Genomic DNA, 24,495 nt, shown 5'->3' on the forward strand with positions numbered 1-24,495 from the left:
TTATCTTTTTATAATCTTAAAGTTCAGTAATGATTCTTGCGTCCTAATATTGAGAATATAGGCCCCATTTGTTAAATTCCCAGTGTTGATTTCAATTTTATTATCAACTACCGGAAAATCTTTTCTTAAAATGACTTGTCCCGTAATCGATGTTAACGAGATAAAAACTTTATCCTGATTGAAAGGCCCCATATTTACAAACAGCCGATCGCCAGTAAGTGGATTTGGATAAATTAATATTTTATCACTTAACAAGATGGTTTCTTCATATGTCCCCTGACAATCTTTGTCGGTTCTTACGGTCAAGATATTTTCAGTGCTCTTTAGATCCAGTATAATCTCACTTTCAGTTGTAGTATAGATGTCATCATTAATTTGAATAGTATAGCGTTCACCACCTTCAAGTTCTAAACGTACTCTATTGGTAGCACTTTGAATCTCGGTACTTACAGCTAACTGCTCCGGTTCTCCAACAACAAGATCAAAACACAATTCATAATCTGCTTGACCATCGACCGTTATACATGCTCTGTACATGCCTGCTGGAATCTCTGGAGAATCATACACATCATTGAAAGTACCATTCGTTGTAAAGCCTCCATCACCAGTTAGGATTATGTTATACATCAATGATGTGTCTTGAGCGGTAATTTTTACGCCACCATTATCACTTGTACGGCAGGTTTCGCCAAATGTTTGAATACTAAAATTATTTACAGGCAATGTAAATACAGGGCAGCCTGTAACGTCAACTGCCGTTCCTGTTGGTGTATCTGGACAAAGATCATCGGCATTGGGCACTCCGTCGTTATCTGCGTCATCATCGCAAGGATTACCTATACCATCACCATCTTCATCTGCTTGATCCGCATTTGCAATCAATGGACAGTTATCGTCAACATCTAAAATTCCATCATTATCGTCATCCGTATCACATACATCACCTATACCATCGCCATCTGTGTCTAATTGATTTGCATTAGCATTAAGCGGACAATTATCATCAACATCAAGGATACCATCATTATCATCGTCATCGTCGTCCTGTTCACCTAAAATCACAAAATCATCAATCATTACCCCTTCTTCAGTAACACCTGGATCTGACTGAAATACGAAGCGGAAAATAACATTACTCTCTCCTCTCAAGTCAGTCTCACCTGCGGTTGCATTTGCAGTAAAATCGTATTGATAATTCGCCAAAGCGGTTTCTGTTCCTGTCCATTGTGCCCCCGGGCAGTTTTGACAATCATCAGCAGTACCAGAAGAAGCATTTGTTCGATCGCTATTATACCAATTTGGTTGGCTATCCTTCGTTCCAAGAACATTCCAAGTCTTACCTTGATCAATTGTATATTCTACATACAGAATATCAAAATCTTGCTCAAGGTCATAGGCCATATTGAATGACATTACTGGTAATGTTATTGTACTAAAATCGTAACATTTTGTAACTAGATAACTTTTTGTATTATTTGGGTGATCACCGGTAAGTCCAGTTACATATGCATTCGTTCCTGTCGCAGCAGCATTCAAGAATGCATCTGCCGGTGCTCCACGTTCCCAAAGTGAATTTTCAGTGTCGCCTTCATTATATGATAAAAGTGCGTCTGCTTCGGTTTCAAAGGAATTTACTACTTGCGTTATCCCGAAATCATTGATAAAAAATTCAGAATTAAGTACGTTATTATCCGCAAAAGCATCATTTGCAACAGTACCAGTTACTTCTAAAACATATTTTCCACTTGTTAATTGTAATGAAGGTAGCGTCAGTATAGCTTGGCTTCCAGGAGTAATCGTTTGGTTTATTGTAGTATTCTGGACCGTTCCACCACTTACAGAATATGTAAAATCGACCGATGTAATATCATTGGCCCCATTATTTTGTACTGTTATCTCCGGTATGATTTCACCACAAACCACTTGATTAGGCTGAGGGCTTGCTACGTTGAGCAAACGAATATCATTTTCAGGAACCTGGATTGGGATGGGAGATTGCCATATTCCCCGACCATAAGTTGACACCGTCAATACTTCATCATCAATATTAATCTCCATATCGGTTACGGCTACATTCGGTAGTCCAGCAAAATACTCTTCCCACTCAGTTAAAGTATCGTCTAAACGATAGACTCCTAAACTGGTACCTACATAAATTGGGTTATTAGTATCTCTACCTTGATGAACTATTGAAAATATAGGCTGATTTGTGGGTAAATCAAAAGTAATATCCTCATATGTAGATCCTCCATCAGTAGATTTAAATACTTTAGGTTCGCCAGAGTTAGGGGTGCTTTCTAGCGATATATTTGATAGGGTTACATAAATAGTATTTGAATCTGACGAGCTAACCACCATATCAGAAATATCAGAATCAAAGGTTCCAACAACACTAAATGAAGTTCCCGCATCAGAACTTTTACGCAGAAACCTTCCGTTGATTATATAAATATTGTTTATGTCGTTAGGGTCAATAATGATCTCATCAATATTGGTTCCAATTGTTGTTGATACCCGTTCCCAGACATTTCCATTTAATCTATATAAGGCATCAAAACCTGAGTATAAATTGCCTTCACTATCAATTTGCAGAGGAGTTACCCAATTTCCGGAAATATTGTTTCCAGTGCCATCTTGAGGTGGACCTATTTGAGAAGATAAACTTTGGCCGCCATTCACCGTAATATTTAAAGAACCACCATTTTGGGTCATCCCGTAATGAATATTGCTATTATTAGGATCAATGGCATTATCCATTCCGTCCCCACCATGATAATTTCTCCATTGACCAGCTGCACTTCTAGCATGTCCTCCATTATCTTGTAAACCTCCTATAATAACGTTAGCATCTTGCTTGGAAACTGACAAGCGATAGAATTGGCTAATAGCCATTCCTTCAGTCTTATCGGCAAACGTTGATCCATTATCTGTTGAAACGTATAATCCCCCATCACTTCCACAAAACAAAGTACTTCCAAAAAACCGTAACATATGAATATCAGCATGGGTATAAGATGGAGTACTTCTAAACCAAGAGTTTAGCACATTAAAATTGTTCCCTCCGTCCGTTGACTTCCAAACGTTCAAGCAGCCTACATATACTTCATCCTCATCAGTTGGAGAAACGGCCATTGCCAAATCAAACCATGCCTGATCACTTTCGTTAATATTATCGGTCTCAGCAGTTTTCGTAAAAGTCACACCGCTATCTGAAGATTTGTAAATACCTTGAAAAGGAAAACCGGTGGTACTTGCAGCACTCAAAACATAAATGACATTTGGATTAGCTGGAGTAACATCAATGACTAATCTTCGAGAAGCATCTGGTAACCCTTCAGTTATTCTTGTCCAAGTGGTACCTCCGTCTGTAGTTCTATAAAACTGATTTCTAGTTACTGCATAAAGTGTATTGCTATCACCTGGTTTTATTTTTAAATCAAGAATATTACCAGAGCGTATCATATTCCAAGTTGTACCTGCATCAAGTGTTTTAAAAACTCCTGAACTTGTCGCCACCCATAAGGTGTTAGAATTAGTAGGATCAATATATATTTCATTCATTAAATTTGGTGTATTACTTGGATTTAACCCTGTTTGATTCCAAGTAGCACCGCCATCAATTGATTTAAAAACTCCTGCGCTTACACTATCTCCAGCATCATCATCTCCTGTTGCGATATAAATAATATTTGAGTCGTTCGGATCAATGGCTATTCCAGAAACTCCAATTTGAGGTAAATTATCAGTTGTTGTATTCCATGTTGTGCCCGCATCCGTTGATTTCCATAAACCACCTGCTGGCGCTCCCGCGTACCAGATATCGGCATTATTCGGGTCTATAGCCATCACATTTACTCGACCCTGACCCCTTAAACGATTTCCTTCAGCGATATGTTCAAAAGGTCCTAGCGCTGTCCAGTTAGCAGTTGGATTAGGTCTCAATGTACTATTCTGTTTTGCTTCAAATGCATCCCATAATTGCTTTGCACTAGGTAAGTTTCCATTTACATCAGCGTAATGACTCCAGTGATATTCCCATCTTTTGAAGGGTTTATATCCACTTCCTTTTTTGGTATGGTCTTTATCTTTCCAATATTCTTCAAAAGACTTTGAAATCTCAAATAAATTGTAGTTAGTTTGATTTTTTTCGGTGATACCTTTAATTTTTGAGTCGGTATTTACCGATTCCATCCATGGTGCATTTTGGTTGAACTGCGCTTTCATTGCAAAGCATGAAAACAACCCAACTAGGAGTAACAATCTCTTCATTCTTATCTATTTAATAAAATAACTGTGAAAAATCCTCATTTTTAGTGGTAGGTTGGTGCAATTTTTTTTGATTCTTCACGCGGATCGCAAATATAGTAGAAATCATCCAAATTAGGTTTATTTTAACATCTAACACCCTTTTTTGACGTTAACTACTTCAGTTAATTACAAATTATTAAAACTTTTTTATCCTCTTCAGTCTAGTTTTTAAAATGCTATCATAAACTTTTTTTGCCAGTACCACTTCTTTAACATTTTCATTAGGTACTGCAATCGATAAAACATAATGTACAATCTTCCATTTTCCATCTTGTTTCTTCAAAACGCCAGAGCCTCGACACAGTTCCATTTGAGTGTCTAAAAGTTCATCAAACCATGCAAAATTACTTTCGGCACTAACATAAATATTTCGTTCCACAGCCGTAAAACTCCATGCCTTTCCTCTATCAAAATACGGTTTGCTAAATGTCCTAAATTCCTCATTTTGCCAGTTTTCTTTTGCATCAGTCCCAAGAAACACCCCATCTTCTGTCATCAACCCAAAATATGCCTCAAAATCTGCATTTGAAGCTGCTTTATGCCAATTAGTAAGTACTTCATTTATTGCTGTTTTTTCAGCTTCTTGACCCCGAACAAAAAGACCAGTACAGAAAACTATTGTTAAAATTAAATACCTCATTATAAAATTATTCATTAGCTTCTTCTTTTGGCTCAATAATCAGCATGTCAGTATCTATGCTGCTTTCATATAATTCATTAATCTGATTTCTCATTGCGTTTAATTCCGCTGCTATTTGGTCAATTGTTTGTTCAAGTACCTCAACCGACTCGTTATTATCCACTTCATTGGATAATTTTCCTATAAAAGTTTTTAGCACTACCAATTTGCTCTTAAATCTAGGAACATCAAGTTTTTCGGGAAAATCAGATTCATATACATTTTTAAATATCTCATCAAAAACCTCAAGTTCTGTTTTCAAAATACGATAATCAGCCTCTAAAATGTTATTAATTTCTCGCTCAAGATTATTGAAAGCCGCCCATTGAGAAATCTCTTTTTTAGCTATTCCACTAATGGCTATTTTATTATATGAAGTAACCCTCTTCTTTTTTTCGCTGGGTAAGACTAAGGTGTCTTGAGCAATTTGCTCATCAGTCTTTTTAGCAACGTTCTTTTCATTACAACTTAGCAGCATGCTAACCAAAAAAACGAATAAAAATATTCTTTTCTTCATCCATCCAAAGATATAGTTTTCTATGTTGATGATTTAAAAATTTTAAGCCTATATTATTAAATACCTCCTAAAATAATGTGCGTTTATTTTATTTTTGTTACGATATTTTGAAGTTAATGGCAAAATCACTTATTATTGGAGCCTGTGGGCAAATTGGTTCCGAACTAACCATTGAATTAAGAAAACAACGAGGTGCTGATACTGTTGTTGCAACCGATATTCGAGAAGGAAGTAAAAGTCTTTTGAGTTCTGGCGTGTTCGAAAAACTCGATGTCATGGATAAAAAAGCTGTGGTAAGCTGCATAAAAAGGCATGATATCACCGAAGTTTATTTAATGGCAGCGATGCTTTCGGCTACAGCCGAGAAATATCCTGGTAAAGCTTGGGATTTGAACATGATCTCCTTATCCAACATCTTAGATATTGCTAAAGAGGGCTTGATTAAGCGCATATTCTGGCCAAGTAGTATTGCGGTCTTTGGTCCGACCACTCCTAAGAAAAATACACCGCAAGTAACGATAATGGAGCCTACTTCCGTTTATGGGATAACCAAATTAGCAGGTGAGCGTTGGTGTGATTATTTTTACCATAACCATAACATTGATGTTCGAAGTATTCGATATCCAGGTTTAATTAGTTGGAAAACTGATCCAGGTGGTGGCACCACGGACTACGCCATCGAAATTTACCATAAAGCTTTAACCCATAAAGTTTACAACTGTTTTTTAAAAGCCGATACTGAATTGCCAATGATGTATATGAATGACGCTATAAAAGCTACCATCGCAATAATGGAGGCTGATTTTAGCAATATTACTGTTTGGGCTTCTTATAACTTAGGTGGTATTAGTTTTACCCCTGAAAAAATTGCTGCTTCAATAAAGAAACACATCCCGGATTTTTCTATAAATTATATACCGGACTTCAGGCAAAAAATAGCAGATACCTGGCCGGATAGCATAGACGATACAATTGCTTTTCAAGATTGGGGATGGAAGCATGAATTTGATCTGGATGCCATTACTAAAGATATGATCGCGAACTTAACCCGCAAGAAAAAAATATCTTAGTTTTTAGATTTATCTACTTCTTGATTAAAACCTGTTTCTCCTAAAACTTCTTTTTTAACGGTATTAGCATCTACTTCTTCTTTGGCAAACCAAGCATCACGAAGCTGTTTTTTAGAATAAAGTTCTAATTGGTCACCACGATGAGGTGATCCTTCTTGAGAGGCATTACCATAGCTTAATAGCACTTTCGCTTTTGGAGTTTCTCCAAACTCAATAACACCTACCCAACTGTCTCCTCCTCCAGCAAACATATTATTCTCGTTACCTCCGCCGGGCCATGTTACCCTAAATACCCCAAGTGAACCATCAATACCATTGGCAGGCAGGTTTTTTCCGTGTGAATTAATACGATAAAAATCGCCCCAAGGGACATCAAGTTTGCCAAATTTAGTTTCGATTTCTGTAGCGGCTGTCTCTAATAAATCTACTGCCTTTTCAGGATCAGCCAGACCATCGGGTGTTGTGTTTGGATTTTTAAAATCCCATGGAGTGCTATAGTTCGATTTTCTCCAACTATTAAATTTTCTTGCCCAATTATAAAATAACAGCATTCCTTTGCTATCAGCATCCGCTTCGCGATCCCAAGCCATTAATACTTCTTTAGCTTGTTTGGCTTTCTCAGAATTTGAGGCATCTATAGCAACAAATAAATCATCTAAAATTCTATCTGCAAATTCTAATCGGGTTGACAATTTATAATCAACAAGTTCTTCAAAAGTGATCGATTCATCTTCGAGCAACATTCTTGCAGAACGCTGTGGCCTGAATGACATGCTTATTGGTGCCATGTAACCTGGATAATCATTCGGGTCTAATACCTTAGGAATAGTGCTTGTCCATGGCGGATCATTAGCATTTTGCAACCATCCTGTTTCCGGGTTTTTGACCTTAGGAAGATCGGCATATGCGTGTGTTTCAGTCCAGATGTCGGACGACTTTCCCTCTGGAATAATACGATCCCAATAATCCCAATCGCCAGCACTTCTTTTAGGAACTAATCCATTGAAAATGTAAAAAATATCACCATGCTTATCGGCATACATTACATTCCAAAATGGAATTTGAGCCATTTTTAAAGCCGTTTCAAACTCATTTAAATTATTGCTATTTGCCATGTTCCACCACTGCAAGGACGCATTTGGTGTTTTAGTTCCTACATAACGAATGGCTAGCACTTTCTCTTCAGATTGATTTACAACAGGGCCATGTTCAGTTCGTCTAATGGGAATCTCTCTTTCAACCAAAGTCCCGTCTTCCTGCTTTATCTTTATTTTTTTTGAGGATGAAATAAACTCTTTACGCTCACCATCCAATAGATATCCCCCATCTTTTATTTTCAGTTCATACGTATCACAATTATCAATGGTATTATCCGTATGACTCCAACCTAGACTTTCATTAAATCCGATACCTATTCCCGGAAGACCGACTAAATTCGCACCGTAAATAGATTTGTTTTCAAGGTTTAGCTGAAACTCCATCCAAGTAAATTCTCTCCACCAAGGTAAATGCGGATTCTGAACTAACATTGCATTCCCAGAAGCCGAACGTTGTGGAGAAATAGCATAGGTATTACTACCCATATCAGGCCACTGCTGTACGCGTCCTAAATCATTTCCGGCAATAAATCGGCTAAAAATAACATACATGCTATGCATAGTAAGATCCTTAGTAGATAATGGCAGTATTTTCTTCAACTCATCCTTCACCGCCGAGGGGTTCTTAGTCACATAATCATTCATACCTTTTACAAATGAATCGAACATTGCCGTTAACTTGGGGTCGCGAGTAGTTGCCCATTCATCAGCCAATTCCTCAAAACCTAAGGTGTGAATCATCATATCTTCTTGAAACTTTTGTTCACCAAAGTACTCTGCACCTTTACCTCTAGATGAACCATACATTTCGACAATTAAATTGGCATGATTGTGCATTTGGGTCCATCCCTGCGCATAAAATAACTCGTTTACCGAAGTGGCATAAATATGGGGAACTCCCCAACTATCCCATTTAATGGTAGTTTTAGACTCCTCATTTTTCTGACAAGAACAAAGAAAAAAGAACAAAGAAAAAAGAAAGAGGACTGATTTTTTCATTAGTAGATGTTTTTGATTGATAAATCGAGAATATGTGGTTTTGGTCAAAAAAGATACAACTTTAAGTCCACTTCAAAAACACCGATTTTCCAAAAGCTATTTGAACTTGAGGTTTTCATCTTTATCCCAAATACCCCAATATGCACCAACGTCACCCTCAGCACCCACTTTCCAGGATTCATCAAAAGAAGAGAAATAGAAAATTTCGATATCTTCTTCTACAGACCATTTTTGGGTATTAATGAAATATTTAATGGTATTTTCTTCAGACGGGAATGCTCCTTCCAAATTCGTTCCTTTTTGAGGCCAGCCCGTTTCTGAAATAATCACTTTTTTCCCATTCCCAGCCCGCATGGCTCGATGATACATATCTTTCATATACAATAGTGAATAATCCAGGTCACAACCTTCCCAAAACGGATAGCAATTGGCCAAAATAACGTCACAAGCTGCTGTTACTCTAGGATGATCAGTAAATTCATAATAAGCATCAACATACCCTACAGGTGTATTATTTTTTACTGATCTTTTTACTGAATAGATATATTCTAACAATTGATCTTCATTAAGATCTCCTCGATACAATACCTCGTTACCAACTGCAGCAATGTCAACGTTCCCTTCATTTATTAATTCAATGAGCCCTTTTATTTCTTTTTCATTTGTTTCATCTTCATCACTTAACCAGGCACCAACCATTGTTTTTAGGCCATGTTCTTTTGCTATTTTAGGAATGAGCTCATTCCCTTCTGTACATGAAAAAGAACGAATCCATTTAGTATAGGGTTTAATAATCTCAATACGCCTTCTAATTTGCTCTTCAGACAATTGATCTCCCGGTTGTTGCCCTTCCATATAAGGACTAAAGCAAAGACCATGCATTCCATCATTTAAAGTTTGATGAAAAAGCGATTTTAAATCTTCTAGAGATTTACCTGTATAATTTAAGGATGCTAATGCTAAGTATTTTTCAGATCTTAAAGACATTTCGTTTACACATGATTTTAATTTAAAACTTAGAGTTCACCTCTACGTGCTACCAGTTCTGCTTTAATCTTTCTTGCTCTTTCTTCATTCAGGCTATATTTCCACATAACCCAAACAGCTAACGCTGCTGTTACTGAGGGCACTACGATATCTGCAATCCTAAGATTATTCATAGTTTCAACAGATTGTTGAGTTGCATTAGGATCGAAACCGACAATACTTAAAATGACCCCACCTAAAACAAGGGCGATGGACTGTCCTATCTTAACCATTAGCCAATAAATCGCGCCAAAAGTTCCTTCCTTTCTCGGCATCCCATTTTCTAATTCGTCTAGATCACAAACGTCAGCGGTCATGGACATCATTAGGGTAAATAATCCACCCATTCCAAATGCAAAAAGTGGAATTGGGACAAATATCAGCCACGGAATTTCACTACCTGGGTCAATGCTAAACCATGACATTCCAACACTGTCTAAAAACGGATTTATCGATTCAAAAAGAGAACCAATGCCAGAGGTTAAACTTTTACCAAGCTCTGTTTGGTTAAATTGACTATTCAGCTCTTTGTCAAAACCCCACCATTTAAGAATATATCCGATTATTGATAATACCGTTGAGATGATGAAAGCTTTTCGTTTACCCCATTTATTGGCCATTCTTGAAATAATGGGTATCACAATAAATGCAGTCAACATTGCATTGATCGTGTTAAACCAAGCTGGCCATGTTCCAGCCACTTCATAACTGCCATTGTACATATAAAAAACTATTATAAATACACCGAATGCTGCAACTAATTGAAACCCGTTAAACACTAAAAATGTTGCGCCACAGAGTTTCATAAAAGGCTTGTTTTTAGAGACCTGTTTAATCCCTGCAAGAAGTTCTTTCATATTAGCGGCTAGCGTTTTGAAATTAATTTCTTTTCTATTTTCCATATTGGCTGAGTCAATACCTTTACAGAATAAAGCTGGAAGAATACCAAATACAATGCATAATACACCTACGATTAGTGCCATAGTCCTAACTCCTTCGGTTTGGGTATTAAAAGTGTTAGTATCAGGAATTATTACATATAACCATGGCACAATCATCCAAGCAATTTGCCCCATCGTATTTGAAAAAGCCATTAAACGTGTACGCTCGTTATAATCAGAAGTCATCTCATAGCCTAATCCCACTAGTGGTGTAGCGAACATGGTATTACCAATGAGAAATAGCAACTGAATTATCATCACATGCCATATAATATAAGATTGTGAAGCATCATCATCTAATTGCCACATCAAGAAGAACAGTATTCCGCTTATGATGGCCCCAATAAAAATATAAGGACGACGACGTCCCCATTTAGATTTTGTATTGTCGGAAATAAAACCCATAATGGGGTCGGTAATCGAATCAAAGATTCTAGGTAATCCTCCTAAGAGCCCTGCCCACAAGGGGTCTACCCCCCAAGCAGTCAACAAGAAAAACTGAATGAAAACACCTAATGTTCCTGGTAAAATATTCAGAATAAAATGCCCTGCACCAAAGGCAGCTTTTTGCCCTACGGGCACTTTGTCTTTTGAGGCGGTTTTTAATTGCGACATATCTTGGGTTTTAGTTAGTTATTGCTTTATCTGTTTTTTGGGAAAATCAACTTGAAGTGTATCTTTTATTGCTGGAATTAAGACGCGCAGCATCAATGAATCTTTTTCACCATCATAGGTTTTAGAAATGCTTTTACCTCCTCTTGTAAGACCTTCAAAGGTTCCTTTATCTACAAGATCCCAAACCGCATATTTGGCTTTTCCGTCAACAGTAAACAATCCGAAATGATTTTCCGAACCCCCTTGATTTGCTGCGTCTTTCCACGGCTCATTAAAAGCCTCAAAATAGAAACAAGAAATTTGGTTTTCGTTCGTCCAATCACGCATTGATTTATAGTACAATGCTTCCTTATATTCGTCTGTTGCTTTAGAACCTTCATTACCGTAAAAGCCATTTGAAAAGCTTGCCCATCCTGTTTCACCAATATGAATAGGTTTATCTACCCCTAGCTCATTCATATATTGCTTTACACTTTCATATTGTGCCTTTGCATAGGCTAAAGACCGTTCCATTACTTTTTCAATTTTATCGATATCAGATAAACTACTTTCTTCTCGTAGCACACCCCAAAACTGTGGGTTGTAATGTGTATCATGCATAGGATACGTATGTACCGAAAGAAAATCTACAGCCTTGATTAGTTTGTTTAAATCTTCAACATGATACTCACTACCACCACCTCCCCAAGAAGCAAAATTGTCAGAACTCGTTATCCATAAATCATTAGAAAGCTTTCCTTCTCCTTTAAGTTTTTGCAAATGGTTTACCCATTTTAAGATTACCCAAGGTTCTACATAATAACTGGTCGCCCATTTAACCATCGCTTCATTACCAACGGCAATAACTTTTATGATATCGGGATGCTGATTCGCTAGTGTAACCGCTTTTTCAATTTCTTGTGCATTTCGTTCACTCTCTTGATTGTGATCAACAGGAAGTCCAGTCCATGCATTTTTACAATCAATCCATGCGCCCAGCATAATATACATCTCGAAATTAGGATCTACTTGCTTTAACTCACTAATTGCCCGAACCAGATTATGGGCATGTGGTTTATGTAACTTGTAGGTACGAAGCATCTTGACACCCATTGCTGATAGTATTTTCATATCTTCCTTCAGCTCATCAATGGTGGGTTCAATATTATGGTCTTTATCTCGATAGCCCCCATAAGATATCGCTTGATATTTAGGATTACCAAGAATATCTTTTGCGGTAATGGTATTTTCCTTTTTCACCGTAGCTTGTTTTTCTTTTGATTTGGAATTGTTTTTACATGAAAAAACTAACAGTAAAAGCACAGCGCAACCGAGTATTCTAAGATTATTTTTCATGTGTTTTAATTCATTTGATTAATGAGATATTTATTCTATCTATTTCCTCATTCCGGCTAAACAACTTTTTACTTATTTTTTTATCAAGTGAAAGTCCCTCAAGGATTAATGAGGTTTTATCTTGAAATAACACTTCAATAAATGCTTTGCTTGAAAGTCTATAGACCATTGGAACTTGACAATACGTAAATGCTAATTCTCCGTTTTTTAACGCTATTTCTCGCCTATTTCCTCGAAGATCTATATATGAAAATGTTCCCGAGCGTTTTAAAAACTCTTCTCTTCTAAGTAAGCTCGGGTTAAAATATAGCTGACCGTTTGCAACAAATATTCCCAGTTCTCCAAATCTACTTAAAATATCTTCTTTTACCTGCCCTGTCATTCCAGGTTGTTGCGCACCTTTCCCTCCAGGAGTGTGTGAGTAAGGATCAGTAGGAAATGCTCCGTATAACTCAGGTGATTTATGTACACCAATACCTTCATTAATTTCATAGTAATGCTCTAATAATCTACCTATTGTTTCCTCTTCTTCATTGTTGTTAATTGCTCGTAAACAAGTTTCTTGAACAGCTAGTAATAGCTTAGATACCATATGCCAGTATATAGACCCCAGACCTTCGTATCCGAAAAAGGTGCCTGAACGCCCTGTAAATGCCTTGTGGTTAAACGTATCTTCAAATAATTCGAGTAAACTTGCTTTATCCTTTTCAATAAGTTGACCATAATCATCGTCTTCTAATAAGTCTAAGGCATTTTTAAGACTTTCTGCATTGTTGAATGAGCCATTAAAATGGTAGTTTCCATCAACATCTTTTTCTATTATTTGTGAATTACCATTTTGTAAAAGTCTTTGTAATAAGTCTATACCTTCGATTTTTTTTAACGGGATGTTGTTTTTATCCACAAACCGAGGAAGTTCTTTGTTAGGATATAAAATATAGCTGTATTGATCTGGTCTAAAGAGCGCGCTATTTTTTAATGCATCTAAAACCTTAAGCGATTCTTTAGCAGTAATATAACCTGAGCTTAAAACAGCTACCTGCCCCTCTAACATTTCAGATAAATACGAGATTGAAACTTCAGTATCATTTTCAATGGTCATTAGGTTATAAGCATGATATAAACTATCAGATCGCTTATTAGCATCTACACTATGGTCAATAAATTTCAGGGCAAGCCCTATAAATTGCAATAAATCGTCCTTTGTTAACGTACTTAAACGGCCACTAAAACCATTTTGATAAATATCATTTCTAAAAGTGCTTCCTGCTTCACCTAGCCCATCCATCACCATTTTTCTATCTTTATTTGATATGGATTTTTGGATAATAGATTGATTTTTGATCAGTGTTTTTCTACTACTGTCAAAAAAAGTGATTAACTCTTTTGATAGCCTAAAATTTTCTTGTGATGTCCTCTCCACTAATCCTTCAAAAAAGTGCAGGAATCTTCTTAAATAGTAAAGCGTCACCATTGAAACCCCATTACCTACTAACGCATTATTAGCGTCATTCCACTCTGGGCGTTGTGTATTCATCCAAATACCCCCTTCAGGAATAAAATTTGAAACTTTTGCCAAAACAGTGGCAAGCAATTTCTCGAGCAAGTTTACATGGTAAATGCCACCCTCAGAGTCTTTCAATAAAGCACCATCTGCTCCTATTCGAACCCTTTCAATATCGATAGCCTTGTGCTGTTCTTCATCAAAAATAATGGTGTCCTTTGGGTTTTCTTGTATTGCATTATAATCCTTTATTTTATAAGGCACATTGGCATATACAAACATTGATTTACCAAAATAACCTCCTAATTTCTCTGGATAATGAGCTTCGATAAATTCTAAGAACTTTAGTAAGTAGATTATTTGATGATCTCCCCAATAACCAATATATGACCACGGATCGTCTGGCTCAATGGTTTCCCAATCAAAACCGCCTTTTGTTACACGATACGGGTTATAACCATCGAAGGTGGTTGCATTTAGGAACTTAAAGATCATTCCCTCAATAAACTCTGGATAGGAGTATGCCAAGGCTTCCCAATTTTGGAAAATATCGCGCCAGTTACCTTCATAGTCTAATAACTTTGACCCGTCTTGTGCTGTAGTATTGATTGAGAACTGATTCCAAGGTCTACTAGGGTCACCATGACGTCGGCTAAATTTTAACGGTAGATACTCTCTTACTAATCTTTGGAAATCGACATCAGAATCAGAAGCAATTTGCTTTTTAATATAATTGAGGTCAAATATTTCCGGAAGTTGAGCGAAGTCTTGCTTTTTTTCTTGATAGACATTGATATTTGCCTTCTTGATATACCGGATAAAATCTTGACGCTCTATTGTATAATTGTTGTCAAAAATGCCACCCCGCATGATATTAAAAAGAGCGTTCGCAAAGTGTCTGGTATTACCTAATTTATCAGCCGTAAGCTGAATAGCATCGGTTGCCGCATTGAGTTTAAGCAGCTGTTCAGTCCCTAAGTTGATATCTGCTTCTACATCGGCAAATAACCTATCTTGATTTTTTAGTCTTTTAGAAATCTTATTAATATCAACCATCGTTTGATTGACTTCCGCTGCAATAAGCCAATCTTTTTGATTACCCGCACCTAATTCGATATCTGCACAAACAAAGTACGCCCCTTTTTCAGCTTTTATATCGATTTCTTGGCTAACATCATGCCCCTTTCTAAAGTTGTTTAGTTGTAAAGACGATACCAGATATTTAGCATTTTTAAGTCCTGTTGACCATGCGGTAGTTGCTTTTAAGGCTTCGCTAGGCTCTGCTTTGTCAACAATAATGGCACTTAAGCCATAAATACCTAAACCTATTGAAGCTTGAAGCTCATTTCGTTTATAAGCATCTACCAAGTTACTACCCGAATTTTGCAAATTAGGATCAACACCATACGGCATGATATTTTGGATACCATCAAGCACAGTGATCAGGACATTCTCATTTGTATTATTGATCAGGTTGGACTTTTTTACAAAACCAAATAATTCACTAGAGTTCCAATGATATCGAAAGGTAAGACCTAAATCGTCATTGATTTCTTCAAAAACTAATTTGTTTCCAAACACATTTTTGTAAAGATTTCTGTGAATAGTATAGATTCCTAAATACTTCTCAGAAAAGGGTTCCCACAAGAATGTTTTCCCATTTTTGAGAACGTGTAATACGGTTTTATTACCTGTAATTTTTGAAGATTCCGTTATTTTATCATCCGTGTAGTAAGGAAACAAAGCGGATTTAGAATTCTGTCTTCCCGCAGACAAGCCTCCGTTGCTAGAAATAAACATCCAATGATTAGAAGCGCTTACCACACTCATAAAAAAGGAACGCATCGCATCATAATTCGAAATCTTGTAGTATGATTCGTTTTCAAATTGAACAAGTTTTCCCGATATCTCTTTTGTATCAGAAATGACTTTTGAATTACCAATGTAGATCTCTTTTTTAGACATTCATGCTAATTATAGTTCGTAATGAGTTTTTAAAAAGGTTGGTGTCATCAAACACCAACCTCTTATACTTGTTTTAGGATATGGGGTTATGTTCGCTAAAACTTTGATTATTAAATTTCTGTCACTACAACATCATCAATAAGCACCTCCCCAGCACAAGTGGCAGCACCGCCACATGTGGCTTGGATGAGTAACGATATCCCTTCGTCTATAGCTGCATCCGTTGTAAAAGTACCTGTATAGGTTTCCCAAACGTCCACCGTACTGGTTCCCGCATTACCTAAATCATGTTGTACGGCGCCATTCGCTGAACGTTCTGAAAATGCCAGTACTTGAAGTATTGAGCCATCTACGAAAGCAGACGTAATTTTATATTTAAAAGTAACTTGAATGTTCTGATTACCCGCTACAGATGCCGCAAATCGTTCTTGTTTAAGATTCGGTACTTGGGCTGGACCTGTTGTTAATCTCGCCGAATACGTGCCAGTATTCGCATCAGTATCAATAACTGTTACCGCACCACCACCTGCGTTGAGTTGCCAGCATGCGCCATCGCCTGAGTTGGCTTCAAACCCACCATTGGATAATAACTCTCCCATTGGAGGTGCTGGGCAGCCACCACCCCCTCCGGTGCTACCGTTACTACATAATCGTATATTGTCAAACTGTATTGTCCAATCTGCACTACCATCACCAGCCGTTCCGTTATCCATGATCAGGGTGATAGCTGTAGCCGATCCCATATTGTTTGCAACAGTACTGAAATCATAGGTGATCGTCTCCCAGCCCATCCCGGATGTCGGAACCACCACTTCTATATTAAGTCCTTCTAGCTTGAATAACAATTGTCTTGCCGCTTGGGAGTTCACATCAATAGAAAACACACCCGCATTAAAGTTGATGTCAGGATCTACCTCGATGGTGACACCTCCAAATACCTCACCGGCATTCTTAACATACTGCCCAATCTTAGCGCTCGTGTTTACCGATGTATCAGGATTGTCTATGATTGTACCAACACCACCGCCGAAGTTGTTGAAGATACTGTCGTCAGCAGTTTCAAAATCGTTGACTAGATCACCACCACAATCTTCTAATGAATTACCCCCTCCGGTGCTACCGTTACTACACAATCGTATATTGTCAAACTGTATCGTCCAATCTGCACTACCATCACCAGCTGTCCCGTTATCCATGATCAGGGTGATAGCTGTAGCCGATCCCATATTGTTTGCAACAGTACTGAAATCATAGGTGATCGTCTCCCAGCCCATCCCGGATGTCGGAACCACCACTTCTATATTAAGTCCTTCTAGCTTGAATAACAACTGTCTTACCGCTTGTGAGTTCACATCAATCGAAAACACACCAGCGTTAAAGTTGATGTCAGGATCTACCTCGATGGTGATACCTCCAAATACCTCACCGGCATTCTTTACGTACTGCCCAATCTTAGCGCTCGTATTTACCGATGTATCAGGATTATCAATGATTGTACCAACACCACCGCCGAAGTTGTTGAAGATGCTGTCGTCAGCCGTTTCAAAATCGTTGACTAGATCACCACCACAATCTTCTAATGAATTACCACCTCCGGTGCTCTCGTTACTACATAATCGTATGTTGTCAAACTGTATTGTCCAATCTGCACTACCATCACCAGCTGTCCCGTTGTCCATGATTAGGGTGATAGCCGTGGCTGATCCTATATTGTTTGCAACAGTACTGAAATCATAGGTGATCGTCTCCCAGCCCATCCCGGATGTCGGAACCACCACTTCTATATTAAGTCCTTCTAGCTTGAATAACAATTGTCTTACCGCTTGTGAGTTCACATCAATCGAGAATACCCCCGCGTTAAAGTCGATGTCAGGATCTACCTCGATGGTGATACCTCCAAATACCTCACCGGCATTCTTAACATACTGCCCAATCTTAGCGCTCGTGTTTACTGAAGTATCAGGATTGTCTATGATTGTACCAACACCACCGCCGAAGTTGTTGAAGATACCGTCGTCAGCCGTTTCAAAATCGTTGACCAATTCACCGCCGTCACATGCGTCAAGAGAACCACCACCACCTGTCATCGTTTCCGTCTGTTGAATATCATCAATATAGAAGGTACCTGGGGTAGTACCAGGGCCATCTACAAAAAGTGTTAGTCTTTCGTAGCTCGCTGATTCGGTAAATGAGAATTGTATTTCTTCCCAGCCGGAACCACCATGGCTTGCAACTGTTTCTACGGAAGCAGCGCTGCCCTCTTCTAATTTCAGTAGTACGTTAATCGCTGATTCTGACCAGAAATTCATTTTTATGGTCTTTTCAGTTGTCAAATCAATTGATGATACTACATTAAAAAAGATTCCTTCAAAGGCTGCACCAATGTTAGTAATAGCTCCTACTTGAGAGGCTACATCGTTCGTTCCTCCCGGAGCTGGATTATCAACAACTTCAAAACTCGCACCTCCAAAAGTGCCTGCATTGTAGTTCACATTCGAGCTATCAAATGTTATTGGTAACATAACTCCCTCTGGAATACTTATTGTAATTTCATCTTCAAACGTATCAGATGCTCCTGCAACATTCATTGCCTTTAAGGCTACGGTATATGTTCCCGTCTCATAAGTTTTAATCGGATTGATTTCTGTAGAACTAGTCCCGTCACCAAAATCCCATTCGTATGCAGTGGCTTCCTCAGATATATTAATGAACTTTACTGTTCCCGTATCTTCATTTAAAGTAAAGGTGAATCCTGAAACTATTTTTGGCAAATTATTGGTATCATCTTCATTACATCCAAAAATGGTAAACACCAAAATAAATAGCGAAATCCTTTTAAATTGTTGAAATAAATTGTTCATAATCTTGTTCTGTTGTTAGTTTAATTCGGTGTTTTTGTAGACTCTTACATAGTCAACAAGCATCGTTTGTGGAAAGACTGTTTCTGCATTTGGAGATCCTACAAAAGAGCCCCCAACTGCTAGATTCATTAGTATAAAAAATGGCTTATTGAAAACCCATTCTCCTGTTACATCGGCTGGTGTAATCTGATTGTATAAAACATCATCTACATAAAAATTAATCTTTTCTGGACTCCATTCGATGCCAAAAACATGAAAGCCCGTGTCGAAACGATCATTTGGCAAGGTATACTCTTTAGAAATAGCATTTCCTCCATTATACCCAGGACCATGTACACTTCCTATTAATACACTAGGGTTTTGCCCTCTATATTCCATAATATCAATTTCTCCAGCAGCTGGCCAAGGATTTTCATCAATATCAGCTCCAAGCATCCAAAAAGCCGGCCAAATACCTTGACCGTAGGGTAGGCGAATTCTAGCTTCGAAACGTCCGTATTGTTGTTCAAATTTATCCTTCGTCAATAGCCTTGCAGAGGTGTATTGCGACCCTTCAAATGATTCTTGATTGGCGGTAATTAATAAAACACCATTTTGTACTGTTACATTCTCAGTTCGATCGGTGTAGTATTGTAATTCATTATTTCCCCAGCCATTTTCGCCGGTACCAATATCAAATCCCCATACCGAACTATTTGGAGCTCCATCATTATCAAACTCTTCCTGTAGTATCAGTTGATCAAACTGGGTAACTTGTTGTGTCTCATCAGTATCACAGCTGATTAATAGTAACACTGTAAGCACCACCAACAAACTGATCATTGAAAAACTAAGCCTTTTTTCACATAGGAAACGCCACTCCGAACTGTTTCGAGCAACGACCTTTTCTTTATTTTCTTTATACATTTTCATGAATTTTTTATTCGTTATTGGTCTTTACTCTGTGTAGAAATAGATGTTATCAAGTATAAAATCAGGGCCAGCTACTAATATCAACGCGCCCAAATTATTTTTTTGACTAGCCAAGTCTCCACCTAGCGGTATGTCGAATGATGTCCATTGACCAACGGTTAATCCTGTTAAATCAAATCGGAAATCTTTATCATCTACAATTGGGAATCCGGTATTTGGATCTGTTTCTAGTATTTGATTGGCTCCCACATCGCGAATTTGAAGTCCAACTTCTGTCCCCGCATTTTGTACATAAACATCAACATGTAAAAAGCCTAAACCAGAAGCGTCTACCGGATTATTAAAAACAATTCCCGTAAAATTATTATTGGAATAAGACAACACCGAATTGCCATTAGTAACAATTACCTCAGCCTGTGTTGTAGAGCCTCCAAAGCCTGGTGCAAAGTTAATTTCCGTATCGTTGGTATATGCATCACTAAAAATTGACTTTACATTGGCTGCCGGTCTTGTCGGAACTGGTGAAGGCTGTAAACTCCCGCTTGATGTTATTTCTAAAGAACCTTGAGCAAGAACCCCTCCTAATAAAGCTGTAATAGTAGTTGTTCCTTCACCTATAACCGAAATTTCCCCTAACTCATTCACCGTGGCAACATCAGTATCAGACGATGTAAAATTGAAATAAGAAGGAGCTGCTTCTACAGTTTGATTAACTCCCGACTCAAGATTAAATGTCTGCGTAAGTCCGCTTGCTTGGATGATGGAACCCGTAAATGTCCCTTGTGTAAGATCTTGACCAGAAAAAATAGCTGGCCTTGGTTGCGCTACTGTACCTAGTTTTTCAAATTTTACTTCATCAAACCAAAGAATATATCCGCCTTCATCTCCTTCAAATGAAGCGCCCTCTGCTAACCAGAATAATCCTGTTTGATCAATAAGTTTTGAGGAATCTGGTATCGGAATGGTATACTTTTCCCATCTCGTGCTTACGGCTAAGCCACTTAACGCGACTCTAAATTTATTAGCAGTCTCACCGCTAAGACCATATCCTATTTCATTTATTGTTGCTGATTTGGAAGCTTTAGCATAAAATGTAAGTGCATCGAAACTTGAAAGGTCCCTATTCACTGTAGTATTAAACGTTGCACCAACAAAACCATTTCCAAATGCTGGAACGTCAAATCGCATAGCGCCATTACCGGAAAAGGTTTCATCAGAAACTACACTAAATGCTTCAGGATCAGCCCCTGCACCAACAAAAGGGAAGTAGTCTAATCCAGGTGAAAAATTGTCCAGAAAAACATCCCCGTTTGGTGTGAATGTAGCGAAATCTACATCATCTGAAAATTCTCTTTCACAGCCACTAACAATGAATAGAAAACATCCAATCATCATTAGTCTTATAACCGATATATCTATAATTTTTTTCATTTTCATCTGTCTTATTTACCAATGTTAATATGAATGTATGTTCTTATTTCCCATTCGTTACCGTTAGGAAAACCAACAGGACTAATTATTGGTGAAGTAGCAAATTCTTCGGCCACATTTGGAGAATATCGAGGCGAAAATTCATTCATTGATCTCCATGTGCCTCGAATTCCTATTTGCGTACTCGGTAGAATAAACCAATCTGGCTTACCGATCGTAGTTGAAATGTCTAACATCAATTGCGCAGGATATGTTAAGTTAAAGTCGCGATGATAATCGAAGGGCCCCCAATCATTTACTTTAAAAGTATGCTGAAACTTAACATTCTTGTAAATAACTCTTACATCTCCTCCATAACGTTCAATTAATCTAGCATCGCTACCATTGGCCTGAGCGTTGCCGAAATATAAATTTGCAATTAACCCAAGATCAGGACTAACTTTTGAAATAATCTTTGTGTGTGTTTCCCACAAATCAGTTGCGGGTGCAGAATTAGGAAAAGCGAATATGGTACGATTAGCTAAAAATCCGATATGTGCATCTTGTGTGGTTGGAAGGTGACGATACACAAAACCGGCACTTATTGCCAACTTGGCATCTTCTGAACGATCAGCATCCCAAGCATACATCCATGTTCCTGGTGTAGGATCATAGGTAAATAACAATTCCCCAGCGGTTGTTTCCCTATTAGCTCGTACCGAAAATGGGTCTACTAGTATATTTCTTATTCTACCAGGGCTACCCACATCATTTGGCATAGGGTCTACTAGTGGTTTTTGCCATAAAAAGTTAGGGGCTATCTGCCAGTCTCCCACCGTGAATGTAAAACCAGTTAAGAAATTAGATTGATTGCCACTTCCGTTATCTCTTAGTTTCCAACCAGTAAATGTTTGGGTTTGATCTACGCCTCCATTAGCGACTAATCCCATAACTCCACCTTGAGCGTACCAATTAAACTTACCTCCCTCATACGTAATTTTAGCCTTTCCGCCCCAATTGTCAGTGTTTTGAATTTTGTCCGTGAAAACGGTATAATTTCCTGGGCCTCCTCTAACATCTTGAAAAGAACTACCATTTAAAGGACTTCCGCCCCATATACCTCCTAAGGTCAACCCGAATTTTCCAAATTCTCGCTCAACAACAAGTGTTGCTCTTTCTGTCGGCCATGGAGGAATCACACCACTGCGAACTAGATTTGGATCTAATACCCGTTGCCCAGTTTCATCAAAAGTAACTTCTCTATCTAGATCTCGATGGTAAATACCAGTAACATCCCAATCGCCAAGTTTACGACCATATTTTAATAATACTGTTGGATTTGCACCCCACCAAAGTTGAGGCCCAAATGCTGCTTTAAAACCTTTGAATGCATTCTTACCATTGAATTCCATTCCAAGAATCTCTCCATTGTAGATGTCGAGATTAGGACCATAATTGGCTTCTGGATATAGTCCGAAAAAATCACCTTCGTACCCCCAATGATAGTGACCCGTTCGATAAAATCCTTTGATATCGGCAAGTTTGGTATTCCATTCGAACTCCGCATTGTATACGCGCACCCTGTTGAAATCTGCTATTTCAACATCCAAATTATTTCCAGCATCAACACCTTGTACTGTTACTGGTCTACCCACATTTTCATAAAAAATTTCATCAATCGGGTTTTCTGCAACGTTACCAAGCACATTAAAATTAACATTGGCACGCATATTGGGTGCTGGTTTTCCTTCAACTCCAATATAATATGACTGCATATGATCAAAACCCAGCTGATTTGGAAATACGTTTGCATTCGGATCTTCATTTTCGGGAGTTGTTATAAGACTGCCGCCCGTATTAAAAGTGGAGAATTCTGCTCGCAGCATGCTTAGTCTTATTTTACTTGAACCCTCAGCTTCCAAGGCGGCTTTATCACCTCTAGCTTTTAAAACCGCATCCATTAATTGAATATTATTAAAATGGTTATTAATGAATTCGAGGCTCATGCCATCATCATAAGGGTTTATCTGATGCGCTTCTTTTAAAGCATAATAGGCTGCTCTTGGGTATAATTCATATAATCCTCTAGCATCGGTCGGGCCCTTAGCGGCTATACCAAACCATTCTTCATTCATATTGTTATCACCTTCTTTGGCTTGATCTCGGCTATAACCACCATTAGGCCAAACAGCAATATTATCATGAACATCCAAATTTTCAGTTTGTTTATATTTCCACCAACCATCGGAAAATTGAAATGTAAAACCTCCAATTGAATTATTGGCCTTACCAAGACCAGAGGCATTCTCATAAATTTCTTTCCAATTACCGGTCATATAATATGCCTGAGAATATTGATCTTCTTTGTTGTCTCTTGCATTGAAAGCATCAGCCCCAAATTCTGCAAAGAGTATTGGTAAATTCAGTTCATCTTTAACTTTTTGAAATGCATCTCCAAAAGAAATTCCTCGATACATATTAGTTCCATAAATATCAATGTCTTTGCATTCTTCCTTTACAATATCAAGAAAACCTAAATCTCCATTACATATAGCAACTGGATGCGACTGGTCTATTGCCTTTACTTCCTTTGTAGCATCATTAAACGCACGGTATAAATATCTAGCTGCCGCTCTAGTTTTTTCTCCATCATCAATAGGAATAGCTTCAGTTTCTGCACCTGTCCATACAAGGTGGTAATTATTCTCATTACCAATCATATACAATAATAGTCCTGGAGTGTTTTTGTAAGTATTTGCCATTGTTCTAGCCTCATCCATTAAAACTTCAAGAGTGGCAGGATCTGAATAGTCCGTTTGTGGTGTCCAGGCACCATTTATTGTAAGTCCGTATGCACCAAAGGTGATATTTAACATAGTATAAATACCATAGTTCTCATATATATACTTAATCCATTTAGGTTTTAAGTCATATGTTCTAATGGCATTAACACCCATGTTTTTTAACAAGGACATTTCACTATCTAGAGCAGACTTTATGATATCGTCAGATCTGTTCCAGATTCCGGGATCTGTAATGGTAGTACCTATAGGGACATAATCCCAATTTATACCGTTGATTATAAATTTCTCCCCGTTAACTGTTAGATAAGTACCACTTGACTCGTTAACAACTTGAACTGATTGTTTTTGAGAAAACAACGGACTCATAAAGAACAGTGTACCTAAGAAGAATAGCGTTTTGGTTAGTGTATTCATACCGCATTTTTTGATGGGTAAACTTAAACTCATAAAAT

Annotated in this window: 13 protein-coding genes; 1 reads left to right on the forward strand and 12 read right to left on the reverse strand. The window is 37.9% G+C overall.

Going from position 1 to position 24,495, the window contains the following annotated elements; genetic code table 11:
- From ABN763_RS13850 to ABN763_RS13860, 3 genes are all read right to left on the reverse strand, one after another.
- Window positions 1-4,269 (reverse strand): thrombospondin type 3 repeat-containing protein, encoded by a 4,269-nt coding sequence (locus ABN763_RS13850; protein WP_410486079.1) that lies wholly within the window; start codon window positions 4,267-4,269, stop codon window positions 1-3.
- A 175-nt stretch (window positions 4,270-4,444) separates the two neighbouring features.
- Window positions 4,445-4,963 (reverse strand): nuclear transport factor 2 family protein, encoded by a 519-nt coding sequence (locus ABN763_RS13855; protein WP_410486080.1) that lies wholly within the window; start codon window positions 4,961-4,963, stop codon window positions 4,445-4,447.
- Window positions 4,956-5,504: a hypothetical protein gene (locus tag ABN763_RS13860; RefSeq protein WP_410486081.1), complete on the reverse strand. Its 549-nt coding sequence runs from the start codon at window positions 5,502-5,504 to the stop codon at window positions 4,956-4,958. Before ABN763_RS13860 ends, ABN763_RS13855 begins: the two co-directional genes overlap by 8 nt.
- A gap of 116 nt (window positions 5,505-5,620) precedes the next feature.
- Between ABN763_RS13860 and ABN763_RS13865 the strand changes: the two genes are divergently transcribed.
- Window positions 5,621-6,574 carry an NAD-dependent epimerase/dehydratase family protein gene (locus ABN763_RS13865; protein WP_410486082.1) on the forward strand — a complete coding sequence of 318 codons (954 nt, stop codon included), beginning with the start codon at window positions 5,621-5,623 and terminating at the stop codon, window positions 6,572-6,574.
- Here the strand turns inward: ABN763_RS13865 and ABN763_RS13870 are convergent.
- From ABN763_RS13870 to ABN763_RS13910, 9 genes are all read right to left on the reverse strand, one after another.
- Window positions 6,571-8,670: an acylase gene (locus tag ABN763_RS13870; RefSeq protein ID WP_410486083.1), complete on the reverse strand. Its 2,100-nt coding sequence runs from the start codon at window positions 8,668-8,670 to the stop codon at window positions 6,571-6,573. The genes ABN763_RS13865 and ABN763_RS13870 overlap by 4 nt on opposite strands.
- 96 nt (window positions 8,671-8,766) lie before the next feature.
- Entirely contained in the window at window positions 8,767-9,657 is an 891-nt protein-coding gene (locus ABN763_RS13875) for a glycosyl hydrolase family 17 protein (RefSeq protein WP_410486084.1), read from the reverse strand.
- Window positions 9,658-9,686: 29 nt separating this feature from the next.
- Window positions 9,687-11,252, reverse strand: coding sequence for an MFS transporter (locus ABN763_RS13880; protein WP_410486085.1), 1,566 nt, complete (start codon window positions 11,250-11,252; stop codon window positions 9,687-9,689).
- Window positions 11,253-11,270: 18 nt separating this feature from the next.
- Window positions 11,271-12,587, reverse strand: a complete 1,317-nt coding sequence (locus ABN763_RS13885) for a glycosyl hydrolase family 17 protein (RefSeq protein WP_410486086.1) — start codon at window positions 12,585-12,587, stop codon at window positions 11,271-11,273.
- Window positions 12,588-12,597: 10 nt separating this feature from the next.
- Complete coding sequence (locus tag ABN763_RS13890) at window positions 12,598-16,056, reverse strand: hypothetical protein (RefSeq protein WP_410486087.1); 3,459 nt, start codon at window positions 16,054-16,056, stop codon at window positions 12,598-12,600.
- Window positions 16,057-16,166: 110 nt separating this feature from the next.
- A complete protein-coding gene (locus ABN763_RS13895) occupies window positions 16,167-18,917 on the reverse strand; it encodes a PKD domain-containing protein (RefSeq protein WP_410486088.1) in 2,751 nt (916 codons plus the stop codon).
- 15 nt (window positions 18,918-18,932) lie between these two features.
- Window positions 18,933-19,739 carry a family 16 glycosylhydrolase gene (locus ABN763_RS13900; protein WP_410486145.1) on the reverse strand — a complete coding sequence of 269 codons (807 nt, stop codon included), beginning with the start codon at window positions 19,737-19,739 and terminating at the stop codon, window positions 18,933-18,935.
- A 114-nt stretch (window positions 19,740-19,853) separates the two neighbouring features.
- Window positions 19,854-21,260, reverse strand: a complete 1,407-nt coding sequence (locus ABN763_RS13905; protein ID WP_410486089.1) for an Ig-like domain-containing protein — start codon at window positions 21,258-21,260, stop codon at window positions 19,854-19,856.
- A gap of 11 nt (window positions 21,261-21,271) precedes the next feature.
- On the reverse strand, window positions 21,272-24,457 hold the full coding sequence (locus ABN763_RS13910; protein WP_410486090.1) for a glycoside hydrolase family 2 TIM barrel-domain containing protein: 3,186 nt from the start codon (window positions 24,455-24,457) through the stop codon (window positions 21,272-21,274).
- Window positions 24,458-24,495: the final 38 nt, after the last annotated feature.

This window comes from Spongiivirga sp. MCCC 1A20706 (assembly GCF_046524175.1).
In the GTDB taxonomy this organism is placed as follows: Bacteria; Bacteroidota; Bacteroidia; order Flavobacteriales; family Flavobacteriaceae; genus Spongiivirga.